Here is a 16,408-nt window from a genome sequence, read left to right on the forward strand (position 1 = left end):
AAAAATAGCCGGCAGATGCCGGCTATTGGATAGTTGTGCGGGTTGAAAGCTTATCTTAAGAATAAGCCTCGCAACGCTTTAAACATAACGTCACGGTACTTCAAGATAAAGCGGTTTTTAGGTAACCAAGCTTTTGAATGTAATACTGTTTTTGCTTTTGAGAAAGTTAAGAAACCTTCGTGGCCATGATAGTGACCAATACCTGAATTACCTACGCCACCAAATGGGGCGTCATCCGCCATTACGTGCATTGCCGTATCGTTAATTGACACACCACCACTGTGGGTGTTTTTCAGAATATGGTCAATCTTCTGTGCATCTTTCGACATGATATACAGCGCTAATGGACGTGGACGATCATTAATAAAGCTTATGACTTCACTAATGTTTTGGTACGTTTTAATTGGCAAAATAGAACCAAAGATTTCTTCCTTCATCACCTGCATACCATCATGCACATTCGTTAATAAGTGCGGGTAGATCAAACGGCCATCACCTTCTTGTCGCTCTTTAACGGCATGAATATTCGCACCTTCAGCTTTCGCATCTTCTAGGAAGCGTTCAATACGTGCAAATTGGCGATCACTGACAATATGCGTTTGGGTATTGTTGTTTTTAGTCTCAAAGTGATATTCGCGGTAGCGCTTAACAAAGGTTTCAACAAACTCTAACTCGCGGCTTTCCGGCACAAACACATAGTCAGGAGCAACACAAATTTGCCCAGAGTTCGTTGACTTACCCACGATTACTGCGTCTACAGCAATATTCATATTGGCTGTTTCATCAATGATCGTCGGTGACTTGCCGCCCATTTCTAAAGTGATCGGTGTTAGGTTCTCAGCAGCGGCTTTAGCCACCATGCGGCCAACATTTGTTGAACCGGTGAAGATTAAATGGTCGAATGGCAATGCCGAGAATGCCGCACCAACATCTGCTTCACCTTCGATAATGCTGATGTGATCACTGATCACAGAAACGACTTTACGCAATGCTTGGTTGGCGTGAGGCGTGAACTCACTCATTTTAATCATTACACGATTACCCGCTGCAATCGCTTGAATTGCCGGGCTAAGTGCAAGGAAAATTGGGAAGTTCCACGGCGTGATAATACCAACCACACCAAGTGGTTGATAATGTACTCTAACCGTTGATGGCGCCAACATTAAGCCAGCGTGACGCTTTGAAGGCTTCATCCACTTCTTCACGTTTTTTAGCGAGTAGTTGACCGCCATTACCGTCGACAGTAAATCAGAAATTAATGTGTCAAACTCACTGCGGTAACCGTAATCTTGCTTAAGTGCGTCGTAAATTTCCTGCTCGTGAGCAATCAAGGATTTTTTAAGTGCTAACAATACGTCTTTACGTGCTTGCAAACTTGGGTATGGTGTTTGTTTAAAGTTTGAGGTCATCACCTCAAAATCATTGTTGAGCTGAGCTAGGTTATCTTGATGCTCGGCAAGGTTTGCAACATTACTCATAATATTCTCCACTCACGGTAGCTAAATCTTGAATTCTTTTAACTTCAAATAGTTAATTTTTAACAGCGACAACACTGTCGATAATAATGCTCATTTCCTTAAGAAACTGGTCACGGGAAGACTCTTCCAGTAACAATCCTTTGCCTGCGGCAATCAAAGTAAACGCGATACCATCAGCATGCTCACTGGACACTAGATTATGGCGAGCTAAAAAATCAGCGAGTCGCGTTTTTAAACGCAATGGCCAATCATCCCCTGAGCACTTTTCTGACTGAAATACATCGTCTAGGATTTCAGTGCCATGCGGGTTACTGACAATTTCAATCGCATCACCAATAAATATGTCAAACACTTGATGCAAGGTTTGCATTGGAGGCTGTTGATCATTGGTTAACGCCGCAAATATTCGGCCATACATCACCGAAAGATACGTATCTATTGTCCATTCATGACAACGTGTTTTAGAGCCAAACTTTTTATAAATCGACTGTCTTGAAACTCCCGCTGCATTGGCAATTTCTTCCATCGATGTTTTGCGAACCCCATAACGGGCAAATGTTTCCAGAATATTTCTGGCACTTTCTTGTTCTTTAGTAAGTACAGCAGACAACGTCTAACCCTCAATAGATTGCAGACATAAATAACAAATTTGACGGTGGCCAATAATACACCACAACCACCCTATGTCAACAAAAGGGTTACAAAAAGAATTAAATATGTAAACATTGTCAATTATGAATGGGCTGTTCTAGACTGTTAAGCCACCAACACAAGGCTAGTTTGAGTGTGATTCAACACCAATTATTTGTTTGCGTTACGAATTTATAGAAACGTGAGTTAACCAGACCAGAGCTGTTCGGTTAGTTTTAATGCTTTCAGTGGCTTGATAGGGATCAAGCAAAGTTATTTTTTGTGGACTTTCTCTCGCGAAGAAGGAACCAATATCGGGTAGCTTGCTATGATAAGCTAGCTAAATTTTTACGCCGGATACATTACACATGGTAAACAACGCACATCGGTTATAACGAGGAGATTAAGGTATCAATAATTTTTATCGACTTTTATTTATGCTAAGCACCTTGCTTATTAGCCTGGATAGCCATGCCAACGACGAAGATTACCAAAGTAATGAATATTGGCAAACGCTGGCTGATCGCATTAAAGAAGATCCTAACCTCGTTATTGAAAAAGCGCTCACTTTGCAGCAAAAGTTTAAGCAAGACCACCAAAGCTACAACGAGCTACAAGCGATGGCAGTATTGAGTAGCGCCTTAGTTGCAACCAGTCAATTTGATCACGCAGAAATGGTGATTAACGAAGGGCTGGCGCGCGTTGACAAAGAAGGCTCTAGCATGCTCAAAATGCGATTTTTACGTGAACAAATCTTGCTTACCCATGAGCGTGGTCAGTGGCAACAGGTGATTATACTGTCATCTCACGCATTAGCACTTGCTGAGCAAGAAAATATGCCACAAATGATCGCCCACTTTCTTCACAATCGTTCGCGAGGATTAAGGGCATCAAGCCAGAACCAACAAGCACTAGCAGACATGCTAGCGGCTTATCAAATTGCCAAAGCGCACGATATGAGGCTTATTTTAGCGGAAATCGTAAATAGCATTGCGTTAGTGCACCAAAATCTTGGTCAATTCGACGAAGCAATTCATTATTTTAAAGAAGCACTGACATTTATCGATGCCGACAAAGACAAATTTGGCACCTCTATTTTACTTTACAACATCGGAACGCTTTACATACACAAACAAGACCTAACGCAAGCGAAAGAATATCTGCAACAAAGCTTAGCATTAAGCTTAACTTTGAATGACGAAATAGGCGTCGCTTACGTACACAGTCAACTCGCCACTATTGCCTATAACACTGGCGACTACCAAAGAGCATTAAATCATATTGAGCAATCACTACCGGTATTTGAACAAGCAAAAATTTACCAATCGATCACTTTAGGTAAATTAAATTTGGCGAAAGTAACGCTCGCACAAGGGGATCACCAAAGGGCGCTAAATATGTTGCTCGCCCTTGAAAATGACATCGCTAACTTAAACAACGATACCCATAGCAAGGGCTATTTGCTTGCTTTAGCACGCAGTTACCAAAAAAGTAGGCTTTTTCAACAGGCATCTGAGCAGTACGAGGCTGCCATTGCTCATATTGAACAAACCGCTAGCAAAAATAACAAAGAGTCACTGCAGAAAATTCAAACGCAGATGAATATTCAGCACGAACAGCAAAAAACTGAATTGCTAAAAAAAGAAAATGAACTGCAAAAGCAACGTATTGCGCAGCAAGATTTAAGGCAAAAGCTAGTCTACCTTGTCGCCACCACTGTCGTGGTGTTGATCTTAGTGATTCTGGTGATTTTGTTTCAGCAAATTCGATCACGCCGCAAGTTTCTTCGTTTGGCGCTAAGTGACGAACTGACGGGCGCCCCTAACCGCCGAAACATTCGTGAAAAAGGCGCAGTCATGTTTAGCCAAGCAAAAACAAATGCCACTGAGCTGGCAGTTGCTGTGATTGATTTGGATAACTTTAAAACCATTAACGATAATTTTGGTCATGAAGCCGGTGACAACGTACTTAAAGCCTTCTATCAAGCATGTAAGCACAGTATTAGGTCGTCAGACAACATAGGTAGAATTGGCGGTGAAGAATGGTTATTAATCATGCCAGCGGCTAGTGAACAAAACATCACAGATGCATTCAAGCGAATAAGACAGACATTAAGCCAACAACAAATTGCTGGTGTTCCATCAACCCACCCAGTGACATTTAGTATGGGAGCTGCTGCGATAAAACCTGATGATAAAAAACTCGACGACGTGATTAGACGTGCTGACAGCGCTGTCTATAAAGCAAAAGCACAGGGCCGCGATCAACTGACCTTAGCTGCCATTTAACTTAGTTTTACACAAGCAGTAATTGGTTGGGGAAGTATTATAGATCAAGCTTACTTTTGTTTCAGGCTTACTTTTGTTTCAGGCTTACTTTTATTTCAGGCTTATAGGATGAGTGTATTTATATTTATCACAGCGCTGTGATAAATATGAAACCATTTAGAAACTACAAAATAGCTGCGATTTAACGTAACAATGACTGAGATTGCTAATCTTGCCGGTTCGTAATACAGTATTCTAACATTGTGATGTACAGTGATGCTGTATTGCAGGCATTTATAGTAGCCTCAGAATCAGCTTCATAAGCTCTTCTTGCAAGTCACGTTAACACCACCAGACCTACCGAAACGCCTTTAAATTCGTTGCTTTTAAACCACTTGTATAAGCCTCAGATACTTTTGTAATCAATTCGTTATAATTTTGTGAAGATTAGTTAGAAACAAACCTCTACTTTTAGATTGTTGCTCAGCACATAAAATAAGAGGAAACAAAAATGAGATTTAACAAAGTTGTAACAGGCCTAGCGTTCGGGCTCGCAGCTTCAAGCTTCGCCAACGCGCAAACTATCGATATTAGCATTACCAACCTTACACACGCACAAAACTTCACACCACGTTTAGTGATTGCTCATGACAACACAGTTGACGCATTTGAAGTGGGTGAAGAAGCTTCAACAGCACTAGCATGGTTAGCAGAAGCAGGCGTTATTGAAGACGAGCAAAATGCAGCTTCTAGCGGTCAAAACTTCGAAGCCTTACTAGGACCAGAAGATACTGACAATGGCTCAAACACTTGGCACCGTTTTGGTGGTTTACTAGCACCATCAATGACACTCAGCTACCCGTTCGATACCATGGACAAGCCTTACTTATCTTTACTATCTATGTTGGTACCTACTAACGATGCTTTCGTTGGTTTAGACTCAATTGTCATCCCAACAGAACCAGGCACATACACTTACTTCCTAAACGCATATGACGCTGGTACTGAATTAAACGACGAGTTAAACAGTGCACGTACCGATGTTACCGAAGCAGGTACAGGTAATGCATTAGGCGGCTATGGCGTACCTGGTGTTGCCGGTGGCGGCGCTTCTCCAGTGCCATTAGGCACAGGTGGTACAGGTGTTGGTGCCGTTATCGAAAGTGGTCAAGTTGAAGATGGTACAGATGGTCCAGTACATATTCACCGTAACGTTTTAGGTGACACAAGCGATTCAGGTGGCGCTAGCGACCTTGACTCTACTGTACACCGTTGGTTAAACCCTGTTGCTCGCGTTACTATTACTGTACCAGCACCATAAGTTGGAGGAGTAAATCATGAGAAAGTCAACACTTAGCGTGAGACTCCTGGTTTTGTCATTGGCATTAGGCCTAGGTGGCTGTTTCGATGACGGTGACGATGGCGCTGACGGTGCTCAAGGCCCACAAGGTGAGCAAGGACCAGCAGGTCCGGCTGGCCCAGCAGGCCCTGCGGGTCAAGATGGACAGGACGGCACTGGCACTACAGCAGTCTACACAGTACAAATTACTAACTTAACTTACGCTCAACCATTCTCGCCAGCAGCAATTATTTTGCATGAGGCAGGTTACAGCGCATTCACCGATGGTGAGCCAGCGAGCGTAGCGATTGAAGAATTAGCAGAAGGCGGCAGCAACGCAAGTTTACTTAGCGAAGCGATGGGCTCTGTATATTACCTTGACTCACAATCAGGTAGTGGCCCAATTCCACCGCGTTCAATTGGTAATACTTATACGCTTGTTGTACCAGCGTTAGACACCGATAACCTTCGTCTATCGTTTGCAACTATGCTAGTGAATACCAATGATGCTTTTACCGCATTAAATGCGATGGATGTGAGTAACATGACGGTCGGCCAAAGCGCGAGCTTTATGACACCAACATGGGACTCTGGCACAGAAGCGAATACTGAAACGGCTGATACTATGCCTGGGCCTGCAGCAGCGGCAGCAGGTGGCGGCGGTGCAGCAGCTGGCTTCGATGCAGCACGTGATGATTTATTTGATCGCGTACACTTCCATCGTGGTGCAACGACTAGCGCCAATGCTACCGACCCAAGCATGGAAGGTTTAAGTACTTCTGTGTTAACTGAAGGTCACCGTTGGGATAACCCTACGGCAAAAGTCACCATTACTCGTACTCGATAATAATTGTGACTTTATTATTAACTTACTCTTAGCGGCGTAAGAAAAGTAAAAAGGCTTCCATTGGAAGCCTTTTTTATTGCCCTTGACCCGTCTGACGCACAGCGCTATTGGGCACTAGCTAACGCTTGCTCTTCAATAAAGTCATAGCAGGCTGCCACAGCCAATGTCAGCTTATGCTTTGGCGCCATATGAATTAGTGGTGATTTTTGTTGATGTGATTCACGCATTTTTACCGACTGTGGAATATAGTCAGCAATAACCGGGTATCCTTCGTCAATCAGCTCTTGAATAATGCGACCCGGTAAATTGGCATTCGCCATGTACTGGTTGGCAATAATACCTTCAACGTGCAAATTTTCGTTGTGATCTTCTTTAATCTCTTGAATTTGCTGCTGCAAGCTATACAGGCCCTGACGCGCAAAGTCGTCACAATCGATAGGAATTAAGCAACTATCTGCCGCAATTAACGCAGACAGGCTGTAAAAATTCAGCGCAGGTGGTGTATCAATGTAAATGCGGTCAAAATCATCACGTAAAGTCGCTAGTGCATCGCGTAATTTATAGATTTTGTGACGACTATCGAGTTCACTTTCAAGCTCTTTAATTCGCTCAGAGCCACGAATAATAAACAAGTTCTCGTAACTCGTTGGTTGGCAATACTCAATGATAGGACGTTTGCGTAAATGAAAGGTAATGGTCTGTTCAAATAGCGCCGCGATAGAGTCATCATCGCTAATATCAAGTGCGGATAAATAAGAAGAGGTATTGCACTGCGTATCGAGATCTAACACTAAGGTACGTAAACCACTTGCAGCCGACATCGCGGCAAGATTAACAGCAAGGCTTGATTTACCTACCCCACCTTTTTTATTAAAAAGCACTCGGATCATGAACTTCCCTATCAACTCTTTGTAAGTAGTAACAATTAATACTTACTCACGTTAACAAATAATAAGCAACGTCGCTATGTCGAAAAGTACTAAATAAGTTCAACTATTGCTGACAATAACCAGAATAACAGAGCGGTGGGGGTGGTTTTATTGAAATAACCGAGTGACTAGCTGATCTGCTTGATAGCTCAAGACAAATCAGCATTCACACTATTAGCCTGACATTGGTTTAACGGCGAGATTTACGCACCGCGACGCCAAGTAAAACTAAACCAAGCAAGGCTAAGGTATCTGGCTCTGGAATTTCAGCACTGTTTGGACGACCAGCTAAGCTCGAAAAGCGCGCGGTTTGACTCTCTGTGTAAAAGCCAACATGGCCAGCAGTAAAGCTGTTATCGGTAAACGACTGCTCTACACCACCTAAGCTAAATGAAATTTCCTCACCTGAACGTGCAACGTTAAAGCGGTAATTAACATCATCTTGCCAAAATAATTCCTGCTCGAACAAAGTGCTTGAAACACCATCGACTTCTTTAACTAAAAACAGACCACTTGAAACGGAGAATCGGCCGTCACCGCGATCACCACGATCGTTTAAGCCACCTTGCTCCCAACCCAAGCGGTAGTGATTGCGTTCGTCCTGCCAGCCAAACACAACACCGAGAATATCGTCATCATCAAATAAATCCGATGTCGGTGTCATAAAGCCACTAAATACAAAGTCGCCATCAAAGATGAAATCACTAATTAAAGCGCCATTGGCATTATTATTTTGTATTGCTTGATTACCATTTGCACTGGTAATACCTTGCGAGCCACCACGTGCAGGGGATTCTGCTAATGTCCACAAACTGGTATCAATAATAATATTGGCTTGCGCATTAGTAAAAATTAGGAATAGAGATAAAAATGAAAGGCTTTTAATAGACTTCAACATGCTACAACCTAAAACAAGTTAATTAAAAGATAAAACAGTAATGTTTTCTATGTTAAACAACTAGTTAGTCTGTTCAACATGATAGTTAACAGGTGCTTAAGCAAAAACAACACCATTATAAAAAGTTTTTAATTATCATGAGGTTAAAAACCTTTCTTTTTATCAGCAAAAGAAAGTGTTAAATAACCTGACACTTGGTAGTAATTATTTACTGTTCAATGAGTTAAAGAGTTAGAAGCCAGATATCGGACAGCTACCCCCTAAGAAAAACAGCCGCCTTGAGCGAAGAGCACTATAATTAAAAGAGAGCACTTAAAGTAAAACACGTAAACCAAAACAAAGCGCCCGAGTCAAAGCAGGGCATGACCTTCAGCTAAGTATTACTAAATCAGCTAGCTGACTTTTGCCATAACATCGCCTGACCAAATAGGCTGGAGATCAGGGCGTGTTGAGCTTTCGAGGTTGAATTTTGTTCAATCTAAACGCTTTCTGATCGCGACGCTCGTTTTGTCGCATAGTTGTTCTCGGCTTTGTCTCCTGAGTCGCTCTACCTCCTGCATCCATGCAGTCGTATGTAAAAAGCGAGCAACAATGAGCAGGAGGCGTTTAGATGAACCCAATCAATTAAAATAAAAGGGCAGCGTCTGTTTGAGTTTTCTACTTTGTTGGCACTTATTTATGGAGAATGACTACACTGCACAAGTGCCGCCTTGTATAAAACCCAAACAGACTGCTGCAAAAACAACCCTGAAAGATCAACACGCCCTAATACCAACAACAAGTGTTCAAACCAACATTAGTGGAAGGCTTTCGACATTGCGCACCATGAGCTATCGCTTAATAATCATACTATTGTCAGTGTTTTTTACACTGCCTGTTACTCTGTTCGCCCAAGACACTGCTTCGCATGCCGAAGGTTGTGAAGTTACCGCATCGGTATCACCAGATTTTCCCAAAGGTTTACACGCCAAATATATGCGCTATCTCGGCCAAAAGCTCAACCTGAAAGTCAATATCAAACCTATGCCATTGGCGCGGCGAATCAAAGAGCTTGAGAAAGGCACTATCGATATCATTATTCTCAACTACCGAGAAAATCCAGCACTCACCTTTTTGCAACCCGCCTACAGCCCAATTACCGAATATCTGTTCGTCAATCACGATGACAAAGATAAAATCACCAATTACCGACAACTCATCAACGCTGCCATTGGCTTAAACACTGGTTCAGAAGTCTTTCCGATATTTGACAACGATAAGGCATCGAAAAAAATCACGGTTAATACGTTAGAACAAAAAATATTGCTGCTGAAGCACAATCGAATTGACGGTTTTTTTCATACGAATCTGAGTACTAAGGCTGTACTGCAACAAATGGGTTTAACTGAAGATATAGTCAAGTCTACTTGGCAGCCTCAATACTTGAGAAAGCAATCACATTTTGTCATTTCGCCAAATTCAAAGCTCTTTCATCGTAAAGCTGAGTTAGAGAAGATTATCGAGCAGGGAGTTGCTAATGGCGAGTTTCTTGAGATTCGGCGAGTTCACTACAAAGCTACCAACAAGTAGTGATCCCAAAAAACGTAGTCTTCTTGTTGGAACAATCAGTACATGCGCTTAATAACAAAAACGCCCCTTTGCTAACCCTTGGGCTAGGCGCTAAAACATGAGTTAGCCATATAACGGCGTAATCAAGTCATCTGGACACCAAACCAACCCCAGCGTGTTAACTACGCTCACTTCGGTAACTCATTGTAAAGGTTAAGCATACTCGTTATCGAAAGTCTTTGTGGCGCGAGCCCTACACCATGATAAAGGTAACGTTGATAAGATAAAGATTGCCAGCCTTTGCGTTTGATAAAACGGCTAAACTGACGAACATTCGTTTGTGTGATTAACTCAAAAGAATATTTTTCTAATGCCCCCTGATAGCGCTGAGGATTTTCAGCTAGCTGGTGTTGTGCAATTCGCAATACAGCTTGTCCTGCCATTAAAAAATGTCCACCGACTGATGCTGTCAGTTTACCTTGCTCGATACTATCAATAGCACCTGGCAGCCAATCAAAACCACCAATAAAGTATGGCTGGCTTTGTTGATTACTAGCTAATTGATAGGCAGTCAGTGCCAAGTCGTCGTTAGCGCACCAAATTAATCGAGCTTGTGGGTAGCGACGTAAAATCTCGGGCAATTTGTCCTGCGCAACTTGCTTATCCCAATTAGTCGAAAAGACCTGCTTTAGCTGGAGCTTTTGCTTAGCGTCCATATCCATCAGTATTTGCTCGCGCTGCTTGGAAACGGAATTAAAATTGCCACCCAAACCCACCACATTTATTGGCTTATTTGGATATGCATTTTGATGCTCACGCATCAAAGCATCCAGCAGCAGTTGACTACCTTGTTGATTATCATAAACAACTTCCCCTATCCAATTAGGATAAGATTCAGTGGGGTATTTAATAATGCCATCTTGGTTATCAAAATCGGTATCTTCTAATGTGATAAATTTAACGTTTGCTTGGTTAAGTAGATCAAACAATGATTTGGCATTACCTTGGTAGGGGCGAATAATGACATAATCAGGTCTTTTATCCTGACGGAGCAGATGACTAACGGTAGCCAGCAACGAAAATCGGCTTTCTACTGATGAATAAGTTTGGATATTAATATCAAGATCAGCAGCCACTGCAAAAGCGACATCTTCGACGATTCGCCAAAATCCGTGCTCAGCAGCTTGAGGTAAAATTAACGCAATGGAGAGCTTGTCTTGAACAAGCGAGTCACCATTTTTTCGGGCTTGTTCGTTTGCTTCTTTGCTAAATACCAAGCTACTAGCGCTGGCATTAACGCTTACGCAGAGTAATAGTAATAAAACATACCAATACAAGCGAGCAACTTGGCGAGTTAGAATATTGATATGTAACACCCCATCATTGCCAGCACTTGTAACAAGATTAGCACAGAAGACAAAGCATATTTTTATCTTTACTTATTGAATAAGTTTCTTCAATTCTAGAATTATTTATTAGCTGTTCGGCAGCTAATAACAGCACTTTCAGAAATCTAGATTAAAAGTAGCTATGCCAGCGTGCAGCATTTTGCGTGCAATTCCGACTCGCTAAAGTGACTTTCGAATCCTTTAACAAGCATCTGAATTTTATAGAGAGGTTTTCTTGATAATGTTGAGAGAATGGCAATAACTGAACAAATCAGCAAAGGCAGCATACACTGCCTAAGCTCATCACCAAGGATTATCTAAAACGTAGATTACCTCGCGATAGTTGATCTAGTGAGTTGCAGCCCATTAAGCGCATATCACGTAACAATTCTTCTTTCATTAAGCCAAGCATACGCTCAACACCCGGTTGACCGGCTGCGGCTAATGGGTACAAGTAACCGCGACCAATACCGACCGCTTTTGCACCAAGTGATAAGGCTTTAAGCACATGGGTACCGCGCTGCACACCGCTGTCGAACAACACATCAATACGATCACCAACGGCATCAACAATTTCTGCCAGTTGGTCAAATGAGCTGCGAGAGCCATCAAGCTGACGGCCACCATGGTTAGAGATCACGATACCGGTACAGCCGATATCAGCAGCGCGTTTCGCGTCTTCAACCGTCATAATGCCTTTTAAGCAGAACTCGCCATCCCAGAATTTCACCATCTCTTCAACGTCTTGCCAATTCATTGATGGATCAAGCATTTTAGTGAAGTAATCACCAATTGAGCTACTGCTATTGCCCATATCAATATGCGCATCGAGCTGAGGTAGGCTGAAACTCTCATGGGTAACATAGTTAATGCCCCACATTGGCTTAATGGCAAATTGGATCATGCCTGCAAGGGTTAAGCGGAACGGAATTGAAAAACCTGTGCGCAAGTCACGTTCACGGTTACCACCAGTGATTGAGTCAACGGTTAGCATCATCACTTTAACGCCGGCCGCTTTGGCACGCTCCATCATGGCTTTGTTCAAGCCGCGATCTTTGTGGAAGTAGAACTGGTAAACTTGCGGAGTATCTACTAGCTCGGCAATTTCTTCTAGACTAACCGTACCTAGTGAAGAAACACCAAACATAGTACCGTATTTTTCTGCCGCTAGCGCTACCGCGCGCTCACCTTTGTGGTGGAATAAGCGTTGCAGTGCTGTTGGTGAGCAGTACACTGGCATATCCAGCTTTTGCCCCATGACGGTAGTTGATAAATCAACATCTTCAACGCCAGTTAGTACGCTTGGCAATAAATCACAGCTTTCAAACGCATCAGTGTTGCGACGATACGTGGTTTCGTCGTCGGCACCACCATCAATGTAGTTAAAGATAGGGCCTGGTAGGCGCTGTTTTGCTAGTTTTCTAAAATCATGAAAGTTATGACATTGTTTTAATCGCATCATTAGCAATTCCTCATTGACTAGCAACAAGCACAGTTGCGTTTGTGCTTGTCCATTTGACCAACGCCTGGATTAAAGCTATTGGTTGGATCAAGCTGTTGATAAAAGGCTTTTACACCCGGTTCTGCTTCATAAAGGTGACCGACGTTGTGCTCAGCAGGGTATTTAGCCCCGCGAGAGTCGAGTAGCGCGAGCATTTCTTTTTTCACTTTTTTTGCATCGGCACCTTTTTTCAGGACATAGTCTTGATGGAAGACATAGCAGAAGAAGTGTCCATAATATAATGACTTATCGATTTGGCTGGCGATCGACTCTGGCAATTCTTCTTGCCACAGTGGATCGTTGCGCTTAAGCGCAATATCTAACGCTAAGATATCGCCAACTGTTTTATCGTGAAGCGTTTGATAGCGAATGGCAGCACCCGCCGCAGCAAAACGCTGCAAATAAGCTTTCGCCGCTTCGTCTGGCAGGCATTCAAAGTAATCTCCTGCGTCAGGGTTTTCTTTGAAATAGCTCGCCAAAAAGCTAGACGCTTCGGCAATGCCTTCATCACTCATCTTCAAAATTAAGTGATGTTCGTACTTGTCACGATAAGCCAACATTCGCTCAGGTAAATGCTGTGGAAAACACTTACTTGCCACTTGCAATACGCGATCGCTCATATACTTAGGCAATAATGGCACCTTGTTTAAGGTGGCATCCACACGACCTTTTAAGGCAAACAGCTTAGGTAACCTGTCGGTACCTAAATGCTCAATACTTAAGAAAGTGTCTTTACCGTATTTCGCCGCGATATCGAAAATATCACGGTGCATATACTCACCCACTTCTGGCAGATGCTTGAAGGTGCTAAGAATATGTCGACGCAAGTGGGTTAAGGTATCGGGATTATTGGTACCGATATAATAAGTTTGCTCTTGTTTAGCCACTTCAAAGGTGTCTAAACGCACCGCAAAAACAGCCACTTTACCGGCACAGCCACTGGCTTCATAAAGACGAGTCGTATCGGCATTAAAACGACTTGGCGTGTCGGCATCGACATCGCGTAAACGCTCAAGGTAGTCGCTGGCACTGGCTTTTTCTTTGGTCGCTAAACTTGCCAGCGAGAATTTTTCTGCTTCTAAGTTCGCTAAGATTTGCTCAGGCGTATCACCCAAGTCGATACCTAAGTGATTGACGAGTTCCAGTTGGCCTTGCTCGTTCACCCAAGCATAAAGTGATAATTCGGTATAGGCAGGGCCACGTTTCACCAGTGCGCCACCAGAATTATTGGCAATGCCACCAACAATGGATGCTCCTAAACAAGACGAGCCAATTACCGAATGCGGCGCTCGGTTAAGCGGCTTAAGTGTTTTTTCCAAGGTATGTAAGGTTGTACCCGGGAAGCTGATCACTTGCTCACCTTCACCCAATACCAAGAGCTTATTCATCGCCAAGGTATTGATGATGACAATTTCTCTGTCGTAGTCATCACCACTTGGGGTTGAACCTTCCGTCAGGCCAGTGTTCGCCGCTTGCATAATCATAATGCAGTCAGCAGCAACACAAAGTTTTAATACTTGCCAAAATTCAACCAGTGTTTCAGGGAAAACAACAGCTAGCGCGCTACCACCACCTGAGCGCCAACCGGTGCGAAAATGCTCGGTGCTTTTCTGGCCAACGCGAATTTTGTTTTCACCTAACGCATCGGTTAAATCTGAAATAAGTCGTTTCTTATCCATATTAATCTCGAATCAGTAATCGTTAACACGTGTGTAACGGATTAACTTTTCTAACGTTTAGCCAAGTGGACCAGTCAGTTGCAAGCCGTATAAGGCAAACATGACTAACGCGCCAGCAAATAACACATAGTAAATCGTTGGCAATACTGTTTTTCTTAAGGTTGCCCCTTCTTGGCCAAGCAGGCCGACAGTAGCACTGGCCGCAACAACGTTGTGAATGGCAATCATATTACCGGCAGCAGCGCCAACCGCTTGGGCTGCAATAATAATCGCAGGCGATAGGTGTAAGCTGACTGCTGCTTCATATTGGAATTGGCTGAACATCATGTTCGAAACAGTATTTGATCCTGCGATAAAGGCACCTAGTGCACCAATGGTTGGGCTGATCAGTGGGAAGGCATCACCAAACCAAGTGGCAAACATTTGCGCGCTGCTCATTGGCATGCTTGGTAAATCAGCCATGTTCACACCCGAGTTAATAAACAAGCGCACCATCGGGATAGTGAAAATCAGCACGAAGCCAGCACTGAAAATAGTTTTGCTCGACTCTTTAAACGCTTTGCTTAGCGCATCGCCACGCGTAGTTGTGCTACCTTGCAACATTACCGCTGCTAGCGCGCCAATGAGTAATAAACCACCCGGCAAGTAAAGCGGGCTAAATGCTGTACTCACACCGGCTTCACCAAGAATGTCGGTAAAACCAATACTGACGCTGTTGAGTAGTGCTTTGAAATCACCAAACACACGTGAGCAAACTAAAAGAGCAGCCACTAGTAGATAAGGCGTCCAAGCAACGACTTGTGACATTGGCTTGGTCACTTTCAGATCGTTATCAGCAATTTCCAGTTTACCTAACCAGTTTTCTGGCCATTGTGACTTTTCAGGGAATTGCCAATGTTTTTTAGGGGTTAAGAAACCCTTTTTCGCAGCACTGACGACAATAGCCATGCTCACTAAACCACCAATTAATGATGGGAATTCTGGCCCTAGGAAAATACCTGTTAACGCATAAGGAATGGTGAAGGCGATACCGGCGAATAATGCGAAAGGTAAAATTTCTAAGCCTTCTTTCCAGCTTTTATTTTTGCCGAAAAAGCGGGTTAGCATCATCACCATAAACAATGGCATTAAAGTACCAATAATAGCGTGAATAATGGCAACGTCAGCCGTGATAAGCTGTAGGTACTGATCCCATGTCCAACCTTGGCTGGCTAATTGCGCTTCAATAGCAACTGTGTCTAAACCTTTGTTAACACCAATAACAATTGGCGTACCAACAGCACCAAATGACACTGGCGTACTTTGGATCATCATTCCCATCAGTACCGCAGCTACTGCTGGGAAACCAATAGCCACCAATAATGGCGCGGCAATCGCAGCAGGTGTACCAAAACCTGAAGCACCTTCAATAAAAGTACCAAAACACCAAGCAATAACAATCGCTTGGATACGTCTATCAGGGGATACTTGGGTAAAACCTTGGCGAATAACGGCAATAGCACCGGTGTGTTTTAACGTGTTAAGCAGGAAAATAGCGCCAAAGACAATCCATAGAACAGACACGGTAATCCCCATACCCTGTAAAATAGAGGCAATAACTCTATTGGCGCTCATGTCCCAAACTAATAACCCTAATAAAGCGGTCACCAATAGTACTACTGGCATCGCTTTTTTCGCTGGCCAGTGCAAACCGACCAATAATAATGCTGAAAGAGCAATTGGCATCAACGCCAAAAAGCCCAGAGTAAGTTCACTCACTCTCAAGTCTCCTAATCGTTATATTCTTAGATGTTTGTTTACCAGTCCTTGCGTTCTAGTGATTGTTTTTCTAGTGCTTGCTGTTGTAGTCATTTTGGTAAACAAAATTAGCGGGAATGTACAATTATCAGAACTATTAATATATA

The 16,408-nt window shown here is 43.1% G+C and carries 12 protein-coding genes; 4 read left to right on the forward strand and 8 right to left on the reverse strand.

Translation table 11 applies throughout. From position 1 onward, the window contains the following. Nucleotides 1–50: 50 nt before the first annotated feature. Together DXX92_RS16235 and DXX92_RS16240 are read right to left on the reverse strand one after the other, a co-directional pair. Nucleotides 51–1,478, reverse strand: a complete 1,428-nt coding sequence (locus tag DXX92_RS16235) for a coniferyl aldehyde dehydrogenase (RefSeq protein WP_116001557.1) — start codon at nucleotides 1,476–1,478, stop codon at nucleotides 51–53. Between the two features lie 52 nt (nucleotides 1,479–1,530). After that, a complete protein-coding gene (locus DXX92_RS16240; RefSeq protein WP_116001559.1) occupies nucleotides 1,531–2,088 on the reverse strand; it encodes a TetR/AcrR family transcriptional regulator in 558 nt (185 codons plus the stop codon). A gap of 469 nt (nucleotides 2,089–2,557) precedes the next feature. On the opposite strand from DXX92_RS16240, the gene DXX92_RS16245 reads away from it, so the two are divergent. From DXX92_RS16245 to DXX92_RS16255, 3 genes are all read left to right on the forward strand, one after another. Further along, the gene (locus tag DXX92_RS16245) at nucleotides 2,558–4,396 is read left to right on the forward strand and encodes a tetratricopeptide repeat-containing diguanylate cyclase (RefSeq protein WP_181901771.1); all 1,839 of its coding nucleotides are present in this window, start codon (nucleotides 2,558–2,560) and stop codon (nucleotides 4,394–4,396) included. 490 nt (nucleotides 4,397–4,886) lie between these two features. Continuing rightward, nucleotides 4,887–5,696 carry a spondin domain-containing protein gene (locus tag DXX92_RS16250; RefSeq protein WP_116001563.1) on the forward strand — a complete coding sequence of 270 codons (810 nt, stop codon included), beginning with the start codon at nucleotides 4,887–4,889 and terminating at the stop codon, nucleotides 5,694–5,696. Between the two features lie 16 nt (nucleotides 5,697–5,712). Then, the gene (locus tag DXX92_RS16255) at nucleotides 5,713–6,561 is read left to right on the forward strand and encodes a spondin domain-containing protein (protein WP_116001565.1); all 849 of its coding nucleotides are present in this window, start codon (nucleotides 5,713–5,715) and stop codon (nucleotides 6,559–6,561) included. Nucleotides 6,562–6,665: 104 nt separating this feature from the next. Here the strand turns inward: DXX92_RS16255 and DXX92_RS16260 are convergent, their stop codons facing one another. After that, on the reverse strand, nucleotides 6,666–7,451 hold the full coding sequence (locus DXX92_RS16260) for a ParA family protein (protein ID WP_116001567.1): 786 nt from the start codon (nucleotides 7,449–7,451) through the stop codon (nucleotides 6,666–6,668). Between the two features lie 229 nt (nucleotides 7,452–7,680). Then, nucleotides 7,681–8,388: a PEP-CTERM sorting domain-containing protein gene (locus tag DXX92_RS16265; RefSeq protein ID WP_116001569.1), complete on the reverse strand. Its 708-nt coding sequence runs from the start codon at nucleotides 8,386–8,388 to the stop codon at nucleotides 7,681–7,683. 678 nt (nucleotides 8,389–9,066) lie between these two features. On the opposite strand from DXX92_RS16265, the gene DXX92_RS16270 reads away from it, so the two are divergent. Next, complete coding sequence (locus DXX92_RS16270) at nucleotides 9,067–9,957, forward strand: substrate-binding periplasmic protein (protein ID WP_116001571.1); 891 nt, start codon at nucleotides 9,067–9,069, stop codon at nucleotides 9,955–9,957. A gap of 167 nt (nucleotides 9,958–10,124) precedes the next feature. Here DXX92_RS16270 and DXX92_RS16275 read toward each other — a convergent pair whose 3' ends face one another. The 4 genes from DXX92_RS16275 to DXX92_RS16290 form a co-directional block, all read right to left on the reverse strand. Further along, the gene (locus tag DXX92_RS16275) at nucleotides 10,125–11,312 is read right to left on the reverse strand and encodes an ABC transporter substrate-binding protein (RefSeq protein WP_181901772.1); all 1,188 of its coding nucleotides are present in this window, start codon (nucleotides 11,310–11,312) and stop codon (nucleotides 10,125–10,127) included. Nucleotides 11,313–11,637: 325 nt separating this feature from the next. After that, complete coding sequence (locus DXX92_RS16280; RefSeq protein WP_245961505.1) at nucleotides 11,638–12,786, reverse strand: alpha-hydroxy acid oxidase; 1,149 nt, start codon at nucleotides 12,784–12,786, stop codon at nucleotides 11,638–11,640. Between the two features lie 17 nt (nucleotides 12,787–12,803). After that, nucleotides 12,804–14,504, reverse strand: a complete 1,701-nt coding sequence (dld, locus tag DXX92_RS16285) for a D-lactate dehydrogenase (protein WP_116001574.1) — start codon at nucleotides 14,502–14,504, stop codon at nucleotides 12,804–12,806. 57 nt (nucleotides 14,505–14,561) lie between these two features. Then, nucleotides 14,562–16,262 carry an L-lactate permease gene (locus DXX92_RS16290; protein ID WP_116001576.1) on the reverse strand — a complete coding sequence of 567 codons (1,701 nt, stop codon included), beginning with the start codon at nucleotides 16,260–16,262 and terminating at the stop codon, nucleotides 14,562–14,564. Nucleotides 16,263–16,408: the final 146 nt, after the last annotated feature.

It is taken from the genome of Thalassotalea euphylliae, from assembly GCF_003390395.1.
Classification (GTDB): Bacteria; Pseudomonadota; Gammaproteobacteria; order Enterobacterales; family Alteromonadaceae; genus Thalassotalea_F; species Thalassotalea_F euphylliae_C.

Bases quoted from the DNA above. Each gene is read 5' to 3' on its own strand.
- DXX92_RS16270 (WP_116001571.1), top strand. From the start codon at position 9,067: ATGGAGAATGACTACACTGCACAAGTGCCGCCTTGTATAAAACCCAAA.
- DXX92_RS16250 (WP_116001563.1), top strand. From the start codon at position 4,887: ATGAGATTTAACAAAGTTGTAACAGGCCTAGCGTTCGGGCTCGCAGCT.
- DXX92_RS16260 (WP_116001567.1), bottom strand. From the start codon at position 7,451: ATGATCCGAGTGCTTTTTAATAAAAAAGGTGGGGTAGGTAAATCAAGC.
- DXX92_RS16265 (WP_116001569.1), bottom strand. From the start codon at position 8,388: ATGTTGAAGTCTATTAAAAGCCTTTCATTTTTATCTCTATTCCTAATT.
- dld (WP_116001574.1), bottom strand. From the start codon at position 14,504: ATGGATAAGAAACGACTTATTTCAGATTTAACCGATGCGTTAGGTGAA.
- DXX92_RS16255 (WP_116001565.1), top strand. From the start codon at position 5,713: ATGAGAAAGTCAACACTTAGCGTGAGACTCCTGGTTTTGTCATTGGCA.
- DXX92_RS16280 (WP_245961505.1), bottom strand. From the start codon at position 12,786: ATGATGCGATTAAAACAATGTCATAACTTTCATGATTTTAGAAAACTA.
- DXX92_RS16235 (WP_116001557.1), bottom strand. From the start codon at position 1,478: ATGAGTAATGTTGCAAACCTTGCCGAGCATCAAGATAACCTAGCTCAG.